The organism is Wujia sp., assembly GCF_056872695.1.
The window spans coordinates 71,893-92,563 of the sequence record NZ_DBMFCD010000004.1; the positions used below are offsets into that span (position 1 = coordinate 71,893).

Genomic DNA, 20,671 nt, shown 5'->3' on the forward strand with positions numbered 1-20,671 from the left:
GGAATTACAATTAAAGATAGTGGGCAAAAAAAGAACCCTTGTTTCGAGGGTTCTTTCGTATTTTTGCTTAGTTTTCCGAAATCATATCCACAAAATATTGATGAATCTTTACCTCTTCGGTGAGTTCCGGATGGAATGCCGTTACAAGCTGTTTTCCCTGACGGGCAGCTACGATCTTGCCGTCGCAGGTTGCTAAGACGTCAACACCGTCACCGACACGCTCGATATATGGTGCGCGGATAAATGTCATGCCGACGGTTCCGATTCCCTTGAACTCTTCTTCTGCGAAGAAGCTGCCAAGCTGTCTGCCGTAAGCATTTCTGCGGGCTACGATGTTCATCGTCCGGAAGCCAAGTGCATCCTCGCCGTCAATATCCTTTGCCAGAAGCAACAAACCGGCGCAGGTACCGAATACCGGCAGACCTGCTTCGATCTTCACCTTGAGTGGCTCATACAGGGAAAGCTCCTTCAGAAGCTTTCCCATAACTGTACTTTCACCGCCCGGAATGATTAATCCATCCATATCGTCCTGCAGGTCGTCTGCCTGACGGATCTCGAAGTGTGGAATATGTAATTTATCCAGGGATGCTTCATGCTCTGCAAATGCACCCTGCAATGCCAATATTCCTATCTTCATCTTACTTTCCTCTTTCTGCCATAAGAATCTCGATCTCGGACTCATTGATTCCAACCATAGCCTCGCCAAGATCTTCTGAGAGCTCTGCAATCAGCTTTGCATCCTGGTAGTTTGTAACAGCCTTAACGATAGCAGCTGCACGCTTTGCAGGATTTCCGGACTTGAAGATACCGGATCCAACGAATACACCTTCTGCACCAAGCTGCATCATAAGTGCTGCATCGGCCGGTGTTGCAACACCGCCAGCTGCGAAGTTAACAACCGGAAGCTTACCGTTCTCATGGACGTAACGCACAAGCTCAACCGGTACCTGAAGCTGCTTTGCTGCTTCGTAGATCTCATCCTCTGCCATACCAACGATACGACGGATCTCAGAGTTCATCGCACGCATATGACGAACGGCCTGTACAACATCACCGGTTCCCGGCTCACCCTTTGTGCGGATCATAGATGCACCTTCCTCGATACGACGAAGTGCTTCGCCAAGATCACGTGCACCACACACAAACGGTACCTTGAACTTCGTCTTATCAATATGGTAAATATCATCAGCCGGTGATAAAACTTCACTCTCATCGATATAGTCAATCTCGATTGCTTCGAGGATCTGTGCCTCTACAAAATGTCCGATACGGCATTTTGCCATAACCGGAATTGTAACGGCTTCCTGAATTCCCTTGATCATCTTCGGATCGCTCATACGGGATACACCTCCGGCTGCACGGATATCTGCCGGAATTCTCTCCAATGCCATAACTGCACATGCACCTGCTTCCTGTGCAATTCTTGCCTGCTCCGGTGTTGTAACGTCCATGATAACGCCACCCTTTAACATCTGTGCAAGGTTCTTATTCAATTCATATCTGTTCTCGCTCATCATTGTTCCTCCTGATTGCTCTTTTATTTCATAATTTCCTGATATTCTTGCAGATATACATCTGAAATTATACATACAAGAAAACTACGGATATAATTAAAGCACAGAAACTGGATATATTGAAATACCCAGTCTCTATGCTTTTAACAATGTCAGTTTGAACTGTTTTTAATTAGTTTTACACATCTGACCTTATATGACCTTATAGTCAGTTTTTACCGTTATTTTGTACCGAAGATACGGTCGCCCGCATCGCCAAGCCCAGGACAGATGTAGGCATTCTCATTCAACTCACGATCCAGATGACCCACATAGATCTGCACATCCGGATGTGCCTCATGCAGCTTCTGTACACCTTCCGGTGCTGCAATGATACACATGAACTTAATCTTCTTCCCACCATGTTCCTTAATCTGTGTGATCGCATCCACGGCGGAGCCACCAGTTGCAAGCATCGGATCGGTTACCACGATAATTCTCTCATCAATCGGATTCGGAAGCTTACAGTAATACTCATGTGGAATGTGCGACTCCTCATCCCGGTACATACCGATATGTCCAACCTTTGCAGATGGTACAAGAGCAAGCACGCCCGGCACCATACCAAGACCTGCACGAAGAATTGGAACGATAGCGAGCTTACGGCCGGAAATCATCGGAGTCATACATTTCTCGATCGGAGTCTCAATCTCCACATCCTGCAATGGCAGGTCACCAAGTGCTTCAAATCCTTCAAGCATCGCAATCTCCTCTACGAGCTTCCGGAACTCATTGGTTCCTGTATTCTTGTCACGCAGAATCGAAATCTTATGCTGAATCAACGGATGCTCAAAAATCGTAATATTTTTTTCGTTTTTAAAATCCATTTTGTAATCTCCTTTTTTCTAGTTTTTTGCTTTTGTTATTATATTTATTCCTTAGACTTTACAAAGACACCACGACTCTGGTCACCATCTGGGTTTGCACCAAACTGATAATCATTTCCCGGCAGAATCGCATTTAACAGAATTCCAGCAATCGCTGCAATAGCAAGTGCTGTCAGTGTGATAGATGTCTCCCCAATTGTAAATGTAATACCATTTGAGAAACCAAGTCCGCAGACAAAGATAACACCTGCGATAATCAGGTTTCTGGAACGTGTCAGATCTACTCTGTTCTCAACGACATTACGCACACCGATGGCTGAAATCATACCATATAACATGAAGGATACACCACCGATGATTGCGGATGGCATCGTAGAGATCACGGCTGCAAACTTCGGAATGAAGGACAGGATAATCGCAAATACGGCTGCCAGACGGACAACCATTGGATCGTACACCTTGGAAAGCTCCAATACCCCCGTGTTCTCGCCATATGTTGTATTCGCTGGTCCACCGATTGCACCTGCGAATGCAGTTGCAAGACCATCACCAACCAATGTACGATGCAGACCTGGATCCTGAATAAAGTTCTTACCAACGGTTGCTGAGATGGCTGACATATCTCCTACATGCTCCATCATCGCTGCGATCGCGATTGGTGCCATAACCAGAATCGTTGTGAGATCAAATTTCGCGAACTGGAACTGTGGTACACCGAAAAAGCTTGCTGATTTCACCGACTCAAATGCGATAATCGCACTACCATCTGGATTCGTAAGTCCTGCCGCATTCATGATCACGGCTACCACGTAAGAAATCACAACACCCATCAGAATCGGGATAATCTTGAACATACCCTTACCCCAAATATTGAAGATGATGATAACCGCTAACGCAATCAGTGCAAGCCACCAGTTTGTGCTGGCATTGGAGATGGCTGACGGTGCAAGTGAAAGTCCGATACAGATAATGATCGGCCCGGTTACAACTGGTGGAAGGAAACGCATCACGCGGTTTACGCCAACCAGCTTGATAATCAAAGCCATAACCAAATATAGTGCACCGGCTACCACAACGCCACCACAGGCATAAGCTACCTTGTCATTTGCTGCCATATCGGCGAATTTGCCGGTATCCAGATTGGCTACGGTAGAAAATCCACCTAAGAATGCAAAGGAAGATCCAAGAAATGCCGGTACCTTAAACTTCGAACATACATGGAAAAGCAATGTACCAAATCCCGCGCAGAACAGTGTTACCGATACGGTAAGTCCTCTGGTCAACGGCTCTCCACATGCATCTGCAAAATACCCGGACACTAAAATTGGGACCAGAATAGTTGCACCAAACATTGCAAACATATGCTGTAATCCCAAGATCAAAACCTTCGGTAATCCAAGCTTTTTCGCGTCTCTGACTGCTCCATCATTTGTGTCGCTCATAGTTTTTACCTCTTTCCCTCTCTCATCGTTAAGAGAATTTATTTGTATTCTATTATGCACGAGCAGGGGAGATTTTGCAACAAGAAATCAAAAGGATTTTTATGGAATCATAAGCGAAAAAAAGGCTGCCTGACGCAGCCTTTTTCTGTATTCTATCATTCGTTATTCAAATGCTTTCTGCATATTTCCCTCTTTCTGCTTCTCGCGGAAGATCAGGCGGAACAGGAAACGTACAAGTGGTCCCGCATAAAATATCTGCCAGCACAGTGCCATCGGGAAATTAAATGCACATGTCTGTAACCAGACGGCAATAAACTGATTTCCCGCATGCTTAAATAAAATGGTTGCTGCCAGACTCATAAGCGGACACATAAATGCGACTGAGATAAATGAGATTGCAAGAACGAGATGGAACGGATTTTCCTTCTCCGGGTTCACGATCTTCAACGCTTTCTTCTTCGCAATTGTACCGACAAAAAAGAAATCAAGCACAAATGCAATCGGTCCCATGATGACAAGCTCATGGAATGCGGACAGGAACACTTCGCTGCTCATTCCTCCGATGTTCAGTGCAATGTTGTAGCAGATCATCGCATACACCATGACGAACACCATCATAATCGTGAAAATAACCTCTTGAAACTTTGTTTTTGGCATAAAAAAACCTCCTTAAAATGATAATTTTTAACAGACTGTGTTGTTCGTTATCATTCCAAAGAGAATGTGCGTTTCCAATATTTACCTTCTATTTTCTTTTCCGAGTGTGGATTATATCATGTCGCCTAACGGCTCCATGTGTGTTTTCGCAATATGCCGGCTTGTGCAAGCACAGCCGCCACATTGCTCATTTTATCAAATGGATTTTGTGGTGTCAAGGTGTTTTTTCTATGCATATCTTCACATTTGCAAAAACAGGACAGTTGACCTTTGATCAACTATCCTGTCCTCACTTATTCATAGCTATTTATTCCGTACTTCTAATACCTCTGCAGTAATCGCATCTACATCGTATTTCGGTGCATGTTTGTTCACAATATCATATATTGGCTGGATAGTTTCGATTGATTCTTCGAGCTCATCAGCGATTTCCTCAAGCGTTTTATTTTTCTTCACCTTTTTTACAATGAAAGAAGCTAATTGATGAATTGCACCTTCTTTCGCACCATCATTGTACCATTCCCGTTTCGCATTCTCCATCTGTTTTTCGTATGTCAGATCAAACATCATAATTTTCTGCACATCCTCTCCGCGTTCCAGCAAAAAATCCTTCAGGATATCTTCTGCAATACAGCGGCTCACCGCATCTTTGATTGCGGTCGCATAATCCTTGTCGCCCTTTTTTGCCTTTGCAAGATTCTCATTTACATATCCAACAAATATCATATACTCCCGCAGTGTCTGGCTCCGCTTCTTCAAATCCTCATTATTTCCCGGATTGATGTTATACACGGTACATATCAGCTCTAACTGCGGTTCGTCCGACTGGTTTTCATATGCATCGGACAATTTCAGCACTTCTCGTTCCGGTCTCGTTTTTTCTCCATTGTAGAACACTGCGAACTTCGGTGTCGGTATCTTCACCAACTTGTGACTGAGCAGATATCTGTTTTCGACCAGCTTCTTGATGATTGTCACAAAATAAATCAGTTTCTGAAGTGGCATGTTCGGGTTATACGTCGACTGGTGCTCGTAGATATTCAGCACCGAATCCATGCTCACCACAAACGATGCATCATTGTGCACGGTCAGTGATACACCGCTTTCCAGCGTATGAACCTCAATAATCTCCGGATCCGTGTACGCCGTTCCCGCCATCGCATTGTAGACATCCAACGCTCGCGCTCTGTCCTCCAACAACATACTAAACACATCACTTTTGTACTCTCTGTTTGCCATATTTCGTCCTCCTTTGGCTTGCGCAGGAGAAATCCATCGGCAAACACAGACTTAAACTACCTTCCCTGAATACCCCTGCATCTTAAATTAAATGAATTGAATTTAAAAGCATGAATGTTCAAGAATCAATAATTTGACTATTCGTAGAAAGCAACTGTCTAAAAGCTACTATATGAAACTTATGATTTGGTAGTAGCCTAGCATAATCGAACTCAACATGTCAAGGACTTTTTTAAAAATGCTCAACATGATTTTATATTGATTTTATATTCATTAATGTACTTTTTCTTTCTACTTTCTCTTTAATTTTCACGACTACGTGATATAATGTAGCACGCTGATGCGTGCGCAGGTCATCACGCTTCCGCGTGGTGACAGATTATAATGACCATAAACTTATAGAATCGAGATACATTATGAAGAAAATACTTGTATTTATAAAAAGAGAAACCATCCTAATGGTAAGCCTCGTGCTCGCCATCCTCTCCATGTTCCTCGTCCATCCGGACAGAAAATACATCTCCTACATCGACTGGCATTCCATCACACTCCTGTTCTGCCTAATGGCTGTTATGGCTGGATTCAAGGAAACCGGTCTGTTCCGCACGATCGGAAATGCACTGCTTGCACACGTTCATACAACAAGACAATTATTTCTTGTACTGGTGTTGCTTCCATTTGTGTTCAGCATGTTTATCACAAACGATGTCTCACTGATCACCTTTGTGCCGTTTGCAATCATTGTGCTTTCCATGTCGGAGAAGGAACATCTGATCATCCCGGTCGTTGTGATGCAGACAATCGCTGCAAACCTCGGAAGTATGCTTATGCCGATGGGGAATCCACAGAACTTGTATCTATATGCGAAATCCGGCATGTCCCTCGGTACATTCGTGGAAATTATGCTCCCTTACACGATTGCTTCGCTGCTTGGAATCCTGATTTCCATGTTCTTCATCAAACAGCATGCCATTGTAATCGATCGGAACGACCATGCAGTTAAACTTCCGAAAAGGCAAATCATCCTTTACAGCATCGCATTTGTGCTGTGCCTGTTGAATGTCGCCAAACTTCTGGACATCCGCATCCTGTTCGCGATTATTCTTGTACTGTTCCTGCTTGTATCGCGAAAAACTCTGCTTCACGTGGACTACGCACTGCTCGGCACATTTATTGGATTTTTCGTATTCATCGGAAATATGGAGCGCGTGCCTGCTTTCCAGTCCTTCCTTGAAAGCATCATTACCGGACGGGAAACATACATTGCAATCGGTGCCAGCCAGATCATCAGCAACGTGCCAACTGCCCTTTTGCTGTCGGGATTTACAACGAATTACAAGGCACTAATCATCGGTACCAACCTTGGCGGACTTGGCACGCTCATCGCATCCATGGCAAGCCTGATCTCCTACAAGCAAATTGCCCGGGAATATCCGGGCAAAAAGGGGAAATATTTTCTGTGGTTTACGATTGTCAATATGGTGTTTCTGGCTGGATTGATGGGATTGTATGCGATTCTATAAGTTAACACATCACTAAAAACAATGCTCAAAAAACAGCCATGAGCACAAAGCCCATGACTGTTAATATTCCTACGCCAGCACTGCATTTCCGGTATACAACTGGTAATATCTGCCCTTCTTTTCAAGCAGTTCTTCGTGCGTTCCACGTTCAATGATTCGTCCCTGTTCGAGTACCATGATACAGTCGCTGTTTTGGATCGTGGACAACCGATGTGCAATTACAAATGTCGTTCTTCCATGCATCAGCTTGTCCATACCATCCTGTACCAGACGCTCGGTTCGTGTATCGATCGAGCTTGTCGCTTCATCTAAGATAAGCGCCGGTGGATCGGCGATTGCCGCCCGCGCAATGGCGAGAAGCTGCCGCTGTCCCTGACTTAAGTTTGCGCCGTCGCCAGTCAGAATGGTATCATAACCCTGTGGCAGACGACGGATAAATCCATCGGCATTTGCAAGCTTTGCAGCTGCCTCGACCTCTTCGTCTGTCGCATCAAGCCGTCCATAACGGATATTCTCCCGCACGCTCATGCTGAACAGATGCGTATCCTGCAATACGATACCGAGCGATCTTCGCAGATCGGCCTTCTTGATTTTGTTAATATTAATGCCATCATACCGGATCTTTCCATCCTGAATATCGTAGAACCGATTGATCAGATTCGTGATCGTTGTCTTTCCGGCACCGGTCGAACCGACGAACGCAAGCTTTTGTCCCGGCTGTGCAAACATCGAAACATTGTGCAGCACAATCTTATCATCGGTATATCCGAAGTCCACGTCGTCAAATACGACGTCACCTTTCAGCTTCACATATGTGGTTGGATCGCCATTTGTATGCTTGTGCGCCCACGCCCAGAGTCCGGTACGCTTCTCACTTGGTACAAGCTGTCCATTTTCACGCTTTGCATTGACCAGCTCGACATAGCCCTCGTCCACTTCCGGCTCCTCATCCAGTAGATTGAAGATTCGCTCCGCTCCGGCAAGTGCCATTACGATTGCATTAATCTGCATACTGATCTGGTTGATCGGCATGTTGAAGTTCTTGTTGAAGGTCAGGAAACTCGCCAGTCCGCCCAACGTGAATCCGCCTACATTTCCAATCGCCAGCATACCACCGACAATCGCACAGAGCACATAGCTGATATTTCCAAGCTGTGCATTGATCGGTCCTAAAATATTCGAATAGTTATTCGCCTTGTAGGAGCTCTCGCACAAAGCATTGTTCAGCTTGTCAAATGCTTCCTTGCTCTCCTCTTCGTGACAGAACACCTTGACTACGCGCTGTCCCTGCATCATCTCCTCGATATAACCATTGACCGTACCGATATCTTTCTGCTGTGCAATGAAATGCTTCGCGGATAGACCACCGATTTTTCTTGTCAGCACCAGCATGATGCCAACCATGAAAAATGTCAGTGCCGTAAGCGGAATATTCAGCATAAACATACAGACGGTCGTACTGATAATCGTAATCGCACTATTGAAAAGCTGTGGCATCGACTGGCTGATCATCTGTCGCAACGTATCGGTATCATTTGTATACATGGACATGATATCGCCGTGCGCATGGGTGTCGAAATATTTGATTGGAAGCTGCTCCATCTTCGTGAACATCGCATCACGGAATGTTTTCAGCATTCCCTGTGTGACATTAACCATGATTCGGTTATAGGAATACGAAGCAATAATTCCGATCCCATAGAAGCATGCGACACGTCCGATTGCATGGAGCAATGGTGTGTAATTCTTCGTCTCACTCTTTAACAGCGGTGTGATATAGTCGTCGATCAACCGCTGCATGAACATCGTTCCCTGTACATTTGCAAGAACGTTGATGATGATACAGATTGCAACGATAATAATCGCTGCGCCATAATGCTTCATCAGCATTCCCATCAATCTCTTGAGAAGCTTGCCCGGATTCTCCGGTCCTTTTCCTCTTTGATTACGCATGCTGATTCACCTCCTTCGTCGCAACAGGCGCCTCATCATCAAAATCAGCATTGGCGCCGGCACCGTTTTGTGACTCATATACCTCGCGGTAAATATCATTTCCGGCAAGCAGCTCTTCATGCGTTCCAATACCGTTGATTTCACCCTCGTTCATGACGATGATCCGGTCGGCATGCTCCACACTGGAGATACGCTGTGCAATGATAATCTTCGTTGTGGTTGGAATCTCGGTTGCGAATGCCGCACGGATCTTCGCATCCGTCGCCGTATCAACCGCACTTGTCGAATCATCTAAGATCAGGATCTTCGGATTCTTCAATAGCGCACGCGCAATACACAGACGCTGCTTCTGTCCACCGGACACATTCGAACCACCCTGCTCGATATATGTATTGTAGCCATCCGGCATCTTCTCGATGAATTCATCGGCGCAGGCAAGCTCACACGCACGTTTGCACATCTCGTCGGTGGCATCCTTGTCACCCCATCGGAGGTTCTCGTAGATTGTTCCACTAAACAATGTATTCTTCTGCAATACAACGGCAACTTCATTTCGAAGTGTCTCCATGTCGTATTCCCGGACATCTTTGCCGCCAACTCTGACACTGCCCTTCGACACATCATACAGACGGCTGATCAGGCTGACAAGGCTCGTCTTCGCGCTACCGGTTCCACCGATGATGCCGATCGTCTCACCCGATTTAATCGCTACATTGATATCCTTCAATACGAAATCCTTCGCCGACTCCTTGTAACGGAAATATACATGATCGAACTCCACGCTTCCGTCCGCTACTTCCATATCCGGCTGCTCCGGATTCTTCAAGGTCGTATCCTCGTTGATAACCTCTGCGATACGTCTCGCGCTCGCCATACTCATACTGATCATAACGAATACCATCGAAAGCATCATCAGGCTCATCAGGATATTCATGCAGTATGCAAGCAGACTCATCAAGTTGCCTGTGGTAAGCATATCACTCACGATCATATGCGCACCGACCCAGCTGATCAACAGGATGCAGCTATACACCGTGAACATCATGACCGGCATATTGCAGGCGATGATGCTCTCTGCCCGCACAAACATGTTGTAAAGCTTCGCGCTTGCCTGTGCGAATTTATTTGTCTCATACTCCTCGCGGACATATGCCTTAACGACTCGGATTGCAGATACATTCTCCTGCACGCTGGCATTTAAGTCATCGTACTTTTCAAATACAATATTGAAATATTTATTTGCCTTGCGGATAATGAACTGTAATACGAGTGCCAGCAAAATAACTGCAACCAGGTAAATGCTTGCGATTCTTGCATTGATCAAAAATGCGGCTACCATCGCGCAGATCATGCTCGCCGGAGCGCGCATACCCATACGCAGGAGCATCATGTAGGAGTTCTGCACATTCGTCACATCGGTCGTCATACGAGTCACCAGTCCGGCGGTGCTGTACTTGTCAATGTTTGTAAATGAGAATGTCTGGATATTATAATACATCGCCTGCCGCAGATTCTTCGCGAACCCGGCAGATGCATACGCACCATAACGACCTCCCATAAGTCCCGCAAACAGTCCGACTGCCGCTGCCACGATCATCCATGCACCGACTACGCAGATATGATGAATGTCACCGCCCGGCACGTTGACACCATCGTCAATGATGGATGCCATCAGGAATGGGACGAGTGTTTCCATCAGAACTTCCAACAGCATGAACAGTGGGGTTGCGATGGACGCGGCTTTGAATTCTTTGATTTGTTTTCCTAACGTCTTTAACATGTTGTCTCCTTTCTTATGCTTCTGTGCAAAACGTGTAGATTTCTATAACGAGTTGTACAAAATATACATTTCTATGCAGACGCGCTCTCGCTCACTTCCGCACATAGCAGACACTAAACTCACAGAACATCAATTCTGCGAATTGCTGTCTGTCCGTTAAGTGCTGATGTGCTCCAATGGTCTGCATATGAAATGTTATTTATGTACAACTCTATCTACACAATGTCTCGTTTTGCAAATATATCATAGGAAAGCAAGCCAAGTGACCTTGTGGTTACTTACAGGCTTGCTTGATTTCTGGTGCTCCAAGTCTTGTCAATTCGGCTCCAAGCTTATCTGTAATTGATAAAAACTGTGTGATCTCTTCCTCAGATAAGCAGTCGCTCAAACGCTGCTCCATCTGCATCACACGTGTATGGATTTTTGCTTCGAGTGCCTGCCCCGCTCCGGTCAGTTCCAGTTTCTTCAGACGTGCATCTCTGGCAACGCTGGAACGCTTAATGAGTCCATTCTTCTCCATCGTCTGTAACGTCTGGGTAACGGTAGACCGACGCAGATAGAAGAATTCTTCCACATCCTTCTGATATACTTCCGTCTTCTTACTGAACTCGGAAATGTAATGCAGGATCCGGCTCTGCGAACCACTGATGCCTTCCACTTCCGCTGCCTGATGCAGATAATGCTTCACCTGATTTGATAATATGATAATCTGGTTTCCCGGATGATCATGTTTCCAATCGTCCATAAATTCCCTCCTTTAGTAGTATCTTCCCATCGCTCTGTATTGTAACAGATTGTCCGCGCCATACAGCCTGTTTAATCCGCATATAACAGATCTATATAATCTCTAATTTCATTTTCAAATGATATCCCTATCATCCTCATTTTATTAGATAAAAAAGTCCGGTTATAAATTGTTCGCAACCAAACAATTCACAACCGAACTATATTTTAACATGCATGAAATATATTTCAAGCAATTCACTTTTTATTTTTTTCATTTATTTGACTATTTGACGTCTTGTAATAAAAGCATACAAACTCCCAAATCCAGTTCCCTCACAGCTTCCCTACGAAACGATCTGCATGATCTGGATCAAGAACAACCATGCCAGTCCATAGTACGTTACGACTGCTACAAGGTCATTGACCGTTGTGATCAGTGGTCCGGATGCAACTGCCGGATCAATCTTGATCTTGTGGAAGAAAATCGGGATCAAGGTTCCGACCAGACTCGAAATCACCATGGCAACCATCAATGATACTCCTACGCAACCGGAAATCAGGAATGCGTGCAGCCATGCATTGTGCTTGAAGCAGGCGATATAGATGCCGATAAATACAAATGCCAGAGAGCCGAGCAGCAAGCCATTTACAAAACCGACCTTCATCTCCTTCCATACGAGATGCAGCTTCTGCTTACCAGTCAGGTTCTCATCCATCAATACACGAATCGTAACCGCCAGCGACTGTGTTCCAACATTCCCTGCCATGTCCAGAATCAACGACTGGAAGCACATCACGATCGGAAGCACAGCAACAACCGCTTCAAAAGCTCCTACAACGGAAGACACACCCATGCCAAGGAACAATAAGATGATCAGCCATGGCAATCGTTTCTTCATGCTTTCCTTTGTAGTTTCTCTCAAATCCTCCTCGTCTGTCAAACCAGCGAGTTTTGCGTAATCCTCGCCCATCTCATCATCGACAGCCTCTACAACATCCTGTGCGGTGATAACACCGAGCAATTCCTTTGTCTTAGATAAAACCGGGATGGAATCCTCTGCGTAATCCACCAGTTCGTCAATACAATCCTCGATTTTCTCATGATCGGTCACAAATGGATACGTCGTATTGATGATAGATTCCAGTGTATCATTTTCTCTGGCGACGATCAGATCCTTCAGGTCAATCGCGCCATAGTATTTATCGGATTCGTCTAATACATAGACCGTTCCGATATTATCATTTTCACCTGCCTGTGAAACCAGCTCGCGCATTGCCTGCCGGATATCTATGCCTCTGTGGATGGCAATATAGTTCGTCGTCATACGACTACCCATCTCGTCTTCCTCGTAGGAGAGGATCATCTGGATATCATTTCCGGCATCCTCCGGGAGCATATCCACAACCTGCTTTTTCGTTGCATCATCGACCTCGTCTAGGACATCGACCGCATCATCGACCTCCATCAGGGAGAGTACCTTTGCTGCCTCCTGCAGATTCTTATCCCGCAAATGCTTCTTTGACTGCGCTGTGTAATTCTTTCTTTTCATCCATTTCTTCATTGTCTTCTACCTCCTTGTTCCGGGGCATAAAAATACCACCGTCTTTCATACGGTGGTTCAGACAACAGAAAACTAAACGCAGTTATATCGTCATAAATAAAATGAGACTATATCCCAACTGCGTTCGTATATCCATATGTCTTCCACCGCGTATCGCTCGACTCGTACTATCGCAACCGTCCATAGTCTCACCTCCATAATTTTTATTCTATTCGCAGTTTTATCACTGCCAGATCTGCCTAAACCATATTTCGTCATGATTCTACTCGACCTGTGATGTAGTCTATCCCATTTTCCCTGGTTCGTCAACCAAGTTTACAAGCTTTTAACAATTTTACAGTTCATGATAATATGGGCAGATATCTTCATAACTCCCATCATTCATGCGGAAGCCACCCGGTATCGTGCCAAGCTGTTTAAATCCAAGCCGCTCATACAGGTGTCGTGCATGCACATTACTTGCGACAACCGCATTGAACTGTAAGACACGGTAACCATGTGTCTTGCCCTGCGCCAGACAGTCAGACACCAGCTTCTCGCCGATATGCAATCCTCTCGATTCCCGGTCGACCGCATAGCTGGCATTGCAGATGTGTCCGCATCGTCCTACATTGTTTGGATGCAGGATATACATGCCGTAGATTCTGCCTGTGTCCATATCCTCCGCGACTCCGCAATATGTCTGCTCTGCGAAAAATGCTGTTCCTGACTCCGGTGTCAGACATTCCTCCTGCGGAAATGCCACGCCATCTTCGACAACCTGGTTCCAAATCGTCACCATTGCCTCGATGTCATCGTCTGTATATGCTCTTACTTCGATATTCATGGTTTTATTCTTCTTTCATTAGAATTTATCTTCGACAATCATTTGACCTGCGTTGTCATACAAAGTAAATCTCTTTATTTTATATCTTCAATTATCAACTGTTCCTATATCAGTCCCACAAGCATTGCAACCGCGGTCTTCATAATCTCATCCGGGAATTCATACTCCGCTGTATGAAGCTGTGCATGGTCTTCGCCATCGCCCACACCGAAGAATGCCCCCGGTACTTCCTGCAGATAATATCCAAAATCCTCCGACCAACGCATCGGCTGTGCAAGCTCTGTCACAGGGAATTGTAATTTTTCTGCACACGCGCGCAGCTTATCTACATTTGCATCGTGATTCTCCGTTGCAGGAAACCGCTCAATCTCCTCTATGGCTATAGTAAGCTGATTTTCTTCTGCAAGTGTCGCAGCCAGAGATTTGATCTCATTCACATACGCGTCAAATGCATCTTCTTTCTCTGCACGCACCGTGAGCCGCAACGTGCCTTCAAACGCTGATACGCCATAGTTTGTACTGCCAACATCCGCCCCGATCACTGTCATACGCACGAAATCGCCCCTCGCCTGCATCTCCTTCGTAATCCGCTCGATCTCAAGCAGAAGCTTTGCCATCGGAATAGCCGGATTCCTGCCTGCTTCCGGGTATGCCGCATGGCTTGGTGTTCCGGTCATTCGAATCGAAAGCCCGGTCGATGCACATGCAAATGTTCCCTTGCGAAGCAATACCTGATTCTTCGGATAGCCGGGAATATTGTGCAAACCATAGATCTCTCCGATCTGCTTTTCCGCCAGCAGTTCCTTGCAGATCTTCGCGCCCGCGCCAATCTCCTCGCCCGGCTGGAAGATCAGATATACATCACGGTCTGGCAATTCTTCCCGCTTTGAAAGATACAGTGCTACGCCACACAGAATACTGCTATGCCCATCATGTCCGCAGTAGTGTCCCGGTTTTCCATCCTTTCCACATACCGCATCCATATCCGCCCGGAACGCAATCGGTGCTTTCCCGCTTTCCTTCTCCGCTTTCTTCACGGCATAAAACCACACGCCTTTATCCACAACCTCAAACGTTGTATGGCGTTTTATAAATTCCTGCAATATATGCCGGGTCTTTTCTTCCTGCATGGAAGGCTCCGGATTCTCGTGGAGCTTCTTCCGCAGACTGTGAATCATATCAGAAAGCTCTTTATATCTTGTGATATGGACCTCCGGAATTGCAACATCCGCAAATATTACAACTTCATCCTCCGGCTCTCCGTCCGCATCCGGATGCTTATGTTCCACATTTCCTTGACCATGCACAGTTCCTCCAATATGCACTTCCGGAATTGCCAGATTATCAAATGCGAGATTAAATTTCGTTTTTTTCTTCTCTTTCTTGTCCTTCATGCGATTCCTCCAACCTGTATCTCCATTTCAAGATAAGGATTCCTTCCAAATATTCGTCTCACTACACTATATAATATTGATGAACAACGTAATCACCAGACTGTTAATGAAGTCCGCAAACAAACTTCCGATCAACGGTACAAGCAGATACGCCTTGACCGATGGCGCATAGCGGTCACAAAGCACCTGCATATTCGCCATTGCATTCGGTGTCGCACCCATACCGAATCCGCATGTTCCGGCCGCAAGCACTGCCGCGTCGTAATCCTTTCCCATCACACGGAATACTACAAAATATGTGTACAGGAATATAAGCAGAAGCTGCGCCCCAAGCAATATCATAAGCGGTAATGCAAGCTCCGCGAGCTGCCACAGCTTCAATGTGATCATCGCAATTCCAAGGAAAAGTGACAGACAGATACCACCCAGGTTGTTGATCTCGCCCATATAGATGTCAAATTTCCCGGAATACTCGCCGACATTTCGAATGATTGCCGCGACAATCATGGCTCCGATATAGATCGGAAATGTAAGCCCCGTCTTCGTCAGGAGTTCAGAGATGATCGTGCCGAGTCCGACTGCCAGAATCAGCTGAAATACAGCCGCAGCATACATATTCGAATGTCTCTCATGCTTCTTTTCTTCCTCGACCAGCAGGCTGTCATCCTCTGTCACGATCGTATCGAGCAAATGCTTCTTCTCAATCAGACGTTTCCCGATCGGTCCGCCAATCAGGCTTCCTGCCACCAGACCGAAGGTTGCCGCTGCCGTACAGATTGTCGTTGCCCCCTGCACATTAAAATCCTCAAGCACCGGGCCAAATGCGCCTGCTGTTCCGTGTCCGCCGACCATCGGAATCGAACCGGTACAAAGTCCGACTAACGAGTCAAGCCCAATCAGATGTGACACGCCGACTGCCAGTAAGTTCTGCATAAAAATCAGGGCAATGACTAATCCAAGGAAGATCGCAAGTGCCTTTCCTCCACTCTTTAGCACCTTCAGATTCGCCTGGAATCCCACCGATGTAAAGAAGAATACCATACAGACTTCCCGAAGCGTATCATCAAATGTAAATTCCACCACCCCTGTGCTATATAAAATACAGGTCAGTACCGAGAAGATCAAACCGCCAACCACCGGAGATGGAATACAGAATTTTTCCAGGAAATTTATTTTCTGTTTTAAGAATTGTCCAAGCATCAGCACCACAACTGAAAGTGCCAATGTCTGATACATATCAATTTGTATTTCCATGTAAAACGGTTCTCCTATCTGTTAATTTTCTTGTGCATCTACCGTGATGCCCTGTGACGTGTAATATGCTTTTGCGCCCGGATGGAATGGAATCTGCACCCCATCCACAGCCGCATTTACATCCGCTATTTCCTTTAATGAAGTTGCATACTCGATTTCTGTTGCATGCGCAAAAAGCTGCCTTGTAAGTTCTTCGGCTGTCTCATCGGACATCTTCTCACTCGCAAGCAGCAGTGCCTTGACGCCGACCGTTGCAACCTGCTCCGTCTGTCCATTGTAAGTGTTCGCCGGAATCTCACACGTTTCATACGATGAATATGCAAGCTTCAGCTTATCCACGGTCTTCGCATCAACCGGAACAAGCGCAATCTCACAGCTATCTGCAAGCTCCGCAATCACATTGGTCTGCACACCGCCTGTGTAAAACATCGCGTCGATCTCGCCGGTTTTTAACTTCTCTGCCGCCTCAATATACGTCAGGTTAACTGTCTCTGTAACCGGTGAACCAAGTCCGCTCACCTGCAAGATCTGCGATGCGTTCCGCTCAGTTCCGGATTCTGCTTCACCGATACTTACCGTCTTTCCCTGCAGATCATCTAAGCTTTTGATTCCGGAATCCTTGCGCACAACGATCTGGCACGCCTCGGTATATAGGCCTGCCAGTACCCGGTATCCCTGATAGGATTCCCCTTTTTCATCCGTTCCATAATACGCGGCTGTGGCAAGATCGGCCTGTGCAATTGCCACATCTACATATCCTTCGGACAGCAGCCGCAAGTTCGCCATCGAACCGGCCGTTGATTTTATGTTGAATTTCATTTCCGCATCCTCTGCATTTGCAAGCTGTGTATATGCAGTCGCAAATGCATAATATCCGCCACCGACACCTGCCGCACCGAACCGGATCGTATCCTGCCGCACATTACAGCCGGTCAGACTTACGCAACCGACGGTAAATGCCAACAACGCCGCTGCTATCTTCTTTATCTTATTCTTCAAACTGTTCCACTCCTTTCTTGGTATTGCCCCTCAAACCCCTTCATTCTTTAATTCTCCGGTAGTTTCATTCCATACGTTTCAAGATCCACGCGTCCGTCCACGACCATAATTCCATCTGCTGCAAGCAGTTGCTCCTGTACATTCGCACCGCCGAATGCGAACGCTCCGGCAAGCTCGCCCTTCGCATTCACCACGCGATAACATGGGATATGCTCCGGGTCCGGGTTCCTGTGCAATGCATTTCCAACCGCACGCGCCATCTTCTTATCGCCGGCAAGCTCTGCGACCTGCCCGTATGTTGCCACCTTTCCACGCGGAATCTTCTTCACTGCCTCATAGATCCGCTTCGACGGACTGTCAGTGACAAGCCGGTAGCTCTCTGCGATCATTTCCCGCACCGCATCGTCCGGCATACTTCCATCTAAGATAATCGTGTTCCAATGCTCCCGGTTCTGATGCCAGCCCGGTAGAACCGACTCAAAGGCGTCCCGCCAGTAATCACGCCACTCCGGGTCTACCTTGACATTCAGATTCATATATCCATTCCGTTCATACGTCCACAAAAACGCTTTCCTGCTACCCTTCACACGTACCAGCTGCCAGTTATCATCATGAAACGGGGCATCCTGATATGTATCCGGAAACGACAGCGCAAACGCTATGGCTTCTTCTCTTGTCCGCATCTTCTCTGCCTCCATTCTTTTTATTATAGTACACTCTTACCGGAATGCCTTCAAGTACGCCTTTTGCTCATCCGTGATCCGGTAGCTCTCCACCGCCTTCTGAATCGTCTTTCTATGTACCCACGGTGATAATCTCCGCTCTTCAATATATGGGATGCACGTCTCCCACTGCTTGGCAAGTGCGGTAGCAAAATACCACGCGATCATCATATTCACATAATATTCCTCTGATGTGACTGACGCGACCATCGCCGGATATTCCGGTCGAAAATCGTCATCCAAGTATAACCGCATCAAAAGCCCTACGCCATAGCGGATCGTGTAGGTCTCCCCGGATGCAAGAAATGTCCGGATCTCCGGAAGCAGTTCCTCCTTATGCTTCGCAAAACATTTCGGAACCGGGAAATCGCATGTCGCCCAGTTGTCAACATATGGCAGCATGCGCTTTACCTCATATAAGCACTGCGCATAGTCCTTGATGCCACCGATCAGCATCATGTGCAGATTATTTTCTTCATAGTAGGTATGTGGCAGCTCCTGCAGAAATACTTCCGCACCATCCTCTTTCGCAAACGCCTTCGCAAAGTTCCGCAACACCGGTGTCCGGATTCCGATCACATGCGCCGGTTCAATATTCGGTATCAATTTTGAGTGAAATGCCTGATACTTTTTATCCTGCAATTCAAACAATCTTCGCTGTAACTCCGTCATATCTTTTGTCTCCCCATTTATATGCTGTATAAACTGTACCATAAATAAAAGGAACCGTCTATATCTGGATGTTCCTCTGTTTACACGATCCGACGCTGTCTCCTGACAGAAACCATGAAAAAATCGGGCAGAATACCTCCTGCCCGATTTACTGTCAATATCATCCGCCTGCCGGCCTAATCAATTGCATTTATAGAATTAGTTCTTCTTTTTATCTACAATAAATGTATCATAAATTGCCCTGATTGCCGGCTCGAAGTCTTTATTTTTAACACCGATAATAATATTCAGCTCAGAAGACCCCTGATCGATCATCTTGATGTTGATTCCATCCTTGGCAAGTGCACTGAATAACTTACCGGCAGTACCACTTGCAGACTTCATGCCTCGTCCAACGACTGCGATCAGCGCAAGTCCTGACTCGATTTCAACTGAATCCGGTTTTGCGAGACGATGGATTGCAGATACCACCCGCTGCTCCTTGTGCATGAATTCATCCTCATGAACAACAATTGTCATGGTATCGATACCGGATGGCATATGCTCAAACGAAATCTCATTTTCTTCAAAAGCCTGAAGTACTTTTCTTCCAAATCCTATCTCGGAATTCATCATTGCCTTGGAGATAAAAATTGTACAGAAATCCTTCTTACCTGCGATACCTGTCACTACATAATCCTGCTTCTGGCATGTACTCTCAACAATCCATGTACCCGGATCTTCCGGTGCATTTGTATTACGGATGTTGATTGGTATACCACAGTTACGGACAGGGAAAATCGCATCTTCATGAAGGACGGATGCTCCCATATAAGAAAGCTCACGAAGCTCTCTGTAAGTAATATATTTAATCGGCTTTGGATTCGGAACGATACGTGGGTCAGCTACAAGGAAACCGGACACATCTGTCCAGTTCTCGTACACATCTGCCTGACTTGCCTGTGCAACGATAGATCCTGTCACATCCGAACCGCCACGGGAAAATGTCTTGACATTCCCATCTTTGCCAAGTCCGTAAAATCCGGGAACAACGGCACGTGGTGCCTTCGACAGTCTCTCACTAAGAACCTTCTCTGTCTTATAGCTGTTGAGATTTCCTTCTGCATTGAAGAAGATCACCTCTGCGGCATCAATAAATTCAACACCAAGATATGCAGCCATAATCTTACCATTCAAAAATTCTCCTCTGGACGCTGCATAATCAACCTGTGGATTCTCGATCAGCTTCTTTGTGATCTCTTCAAAATCCTTATCCAACGAGAAATCCTTCAGCGCAAGCCCTGTGATAATCTCATCATATCTTGCCTTGATTGCCTTCATCTCTTCCGTAATATCTTCCCCTGCTTTTGCTGTCTCATACACATGGAGAAGCATATCTGTTACCTTCGTATCTTCCGGAAATCTCTTTCCCGGTGCAGAAGGAACAACATAGACACGACTCTCATCGGCTGAAATGATTGCTCCAACCTTCTTGAACTGTTCCGCACTTGCCAATGAACTACCACCGAATTTTACAACTTTCTTCATAATCTTCCATATATC

General features: G+C 46.1%; 18 protein-coding genes. 1 reads left to right on the plus strand and 17 read right to left on the minus strand.

Annotation, left to right across the window (positions count from 1 at the left end; translation table 11 throughout):
* Positions 1–67 precede the first annotated feature (67 nt).
* The 6 genes from pdxT to ACZQK9_RS05495 all read right to left on the minus strand — a co-directional run bounded on the left by pdxT (position 68) and on the right by ACZQK9_RS05495 (position 5,718).
* Positions 68–637 (minus strand): pyridoxal 5'-phosphate synthase glutaminase subunit PdxT, encoded by a 570-nt coding sequence (gene pdxT / locus ACZQK9_RS05470; protein ID WP_483269902.1) that lies wholly within the window; start codon positions 635–637, stop codon positions 68–70.
* 1 nt (position 638) lies between these two features.
* Complete coding sequence (gene pdxS / locus ACZQK9_RS05475) at positions 639–1,514, minus strand: pyridoxal 5'-phosphate synthase lyase subunit PdxS (RefSeq protein ID WP_021986400.1); 876 nt, start codon at positions 1,512–1,514, stop codon at positions 639–641.
* A 221-nt stretch (positions 1,515–1,735) separates the two neighbouring features.
* Positions 1,736–2,380: a uracil phosphoribosyltransferase gene (upp, locus tag ACZQK9_RS05480; protein WP_178017898.1), complete on the minus strand. Its 645-nt coding sequence runs from the start codon at positions 2,378–2,380 to the stop codon at positions 1,736–1,738.
* Between the two features lie 44 nt (positions 2,381–2,424).
* Positions 2,425–3,822 carry a uracil-xanthine permease family protein gene (locus ACZQK9_RS05485; protein ID WP_216506086.1) on the minus strand — a complete coding sequence of 466 codons (1,398 nt, stop codon included), beginning with the start codon at positions 3,820–3,822 and terminating at the stop codon, positions 2,425–2,427.
* Between the two features lie 162 nt (positions 3,823–3,984).
* A complete protein-coding gene (locus ACZQK9_RS05490; RefSeq protein ID WP_216506084.1) occupies positions 3,985–4,479 on the minus strand; it encodes a DUF2798 domain-containing protein in 495 nt (164 codons plus the stop codon).
* A 303-nt stretch (positions 4,480–4,782) separates the two neighbouring features.
* Entirely contained in the window at positions 4,783–5,718 is a 936-nt protein-coding gene (locus ACZQK9_RS05495; protein ID WP_483269903.1) for a hypothetical protein, read from the minus strand.
* 416 nt (positions 5,719–6,134) lie between these two features.
* Here ACZQK9_RS05495 and ACZQK9_RS05500 point away from each other — a divergent pair, with 416 nt between their 5' ends.
* The gene (locus ACZQK9_RS05500) at positions 6,135–7,241 is read left to right on the plus strand and encodes an SLC13 family permease (RefSeq protein ID WP_483269904.1); all 1,107 of its coding nucleotides are present in this window, start codon (positions 6,135–6,137) and stop codon (positions 7,239–7,241) included.
* Positions 7,242–7,310: 69 nt separating this feature from the next.
* On the opposite strand, the gene ACZQK9_RS05505 is transcribed toward ACZQK9_RS05500, so the two are convergent.
* The 11 genes from ACZQK9_RS05505 to ACZQK9_RS05555 form a co-directional block, all read right to left on the minus strand.
* Positions 7,311–9,194 carry an ABC transporter ATP-binding protein gene (locus tag ACZQK9_RS05505; protein WP_483269905.1) on the minus strand — a complete coding sequence of 628 codons (1,884 nt, stop codon included), beginning with the start codon at positions 9,192–9,194 and terminating at the stop codon, positions 7,311–7,313.
* Positions 9,187–10,974 carry an ABC transporter ATP-binding protein gene (locus ACZQK9_RS05510; RefSeq protein ID WP_483269906.1) on the minus strand — a complete coding sequence of 596 codons (1,788 nt, stop codon included), beginning with the start codon at positions 10,972–10,974 and terminating at the stop codon, positions 9,187–9,189. The genes ACZQK9_RS05505 and ACZQK9_RS05510 overlap by 8 nt, the downstream gene beginning before the upstream one ends.
* Positions 10,975–11,248: 274 nt before the next feature.
* Positions 11,249–11,719, minus strand: coding sequence for a MarR family winged helix-turn-helix transcriptional regulator (locus tag ACZQK9_RS05515; RefSeq protein ID WP_178017892.1), 471 nt, complete (start codon positions 11,717–11,719; stop codon positions 11,249–11,251).
* 325 nt (positions 11,720–12,044) lie between these two features.
* A complete protein-coding gene (gene mgtE, locus ACZQK9_RS05520) occupies positions 12,045–13,262 on the minus strand; it encodes a magnesium transporter (protein ID WP_178017891.1) in 1,218 nt (405 codons plus the stop codon).
* Positions 13,263–13,596: 334 nt separating this feature from the next.
* Positions 13,597–14,088, minus strand: a complete 492-nt coding sequence (locus tag ACZQK9_RS05525; RefSeq protein ID WP_483269907.1) for a GNAT family N-acetyltransferase — start codon at positions 14,086–14,088, stop codon at positions 13,597–13,599.
* 104 nt (positions 14,089–14,192) lie between these two features.
* Positions 14,193–15,482 (minus strand): M20 metallopeptidase family protein, encoded by a 1,290-nt coding sequence (locus ACZQK9_RS05530; RefSeq protein ID WP_483269908.1) that lies wholly within the window; start codon positions 15,480–15,482, stop codon positions 14,193–14,195.
* Positions 15,483–15,548: 66 nt separating this feature from the next.
* The gene (gltS, locus tag ACZQK9_RS05535; RefSeq protein WP_178017889.1) at positions 15,549–16,736 is read right to left on the minus strand and encodes a sodium/glutamate symporter; all 1,188 of its coding nucleotides are present in this window, start codon (positions 16,734–16,736) and stop codon (positions 15,549–15,551) included.
* A 21-nt stretch (positions 16,737–16,757) separates the two neighbouring features.
* Positions 16,758–17,735 carry a TAXI family TRAP transporter solute-binding subunit gene (locus ACZQK9_RS05540; protein ID WP_483269909.1) on the minus strand — a complete coding sequence of 326 codons (978 nt, stop codon included), beginning with the start codon at positions 17,733–17,735 and terminating at the stop codon, positions 16,758–16,760.
* Positions 17,736–17,782: 47 nt separating this feature from the next.
* Positions 17,783–18,418, minus strand: coding sequence for a methylated-DNA--[protein]-cysteine S-methyltransferase (locus tag ACZQK9_RS05545; RefSeq protein WP_483269910.1), 636 nt, complete (start codon positions 18,416–18,418; stop codon positions 17,783–17,785).
* Between the two features lie 36 nt (positions 18,419–18,454).
* Entirely contained in the window at positions 18,455–19,129 is a 675-nt protein-coding gene (locus tag ACZQK9_RS05550; RefSeq protein WP_483269911.1) for a DNA alkylation repair protein, read from the minus strand.
* 198 nt (positions 19,130–19,327) lie between these two features.
* Entirely contained in the window at positions 19,328–20,656 is a 1,329-nt protein-coding gene (locus tag ACZQK9_RS05555; RefSeq protein WP_178017883.1) for an aspartate kinase, read from the minus strand.
* Positions 20,657–20,671: the final 15 nt, after the last annotated feature.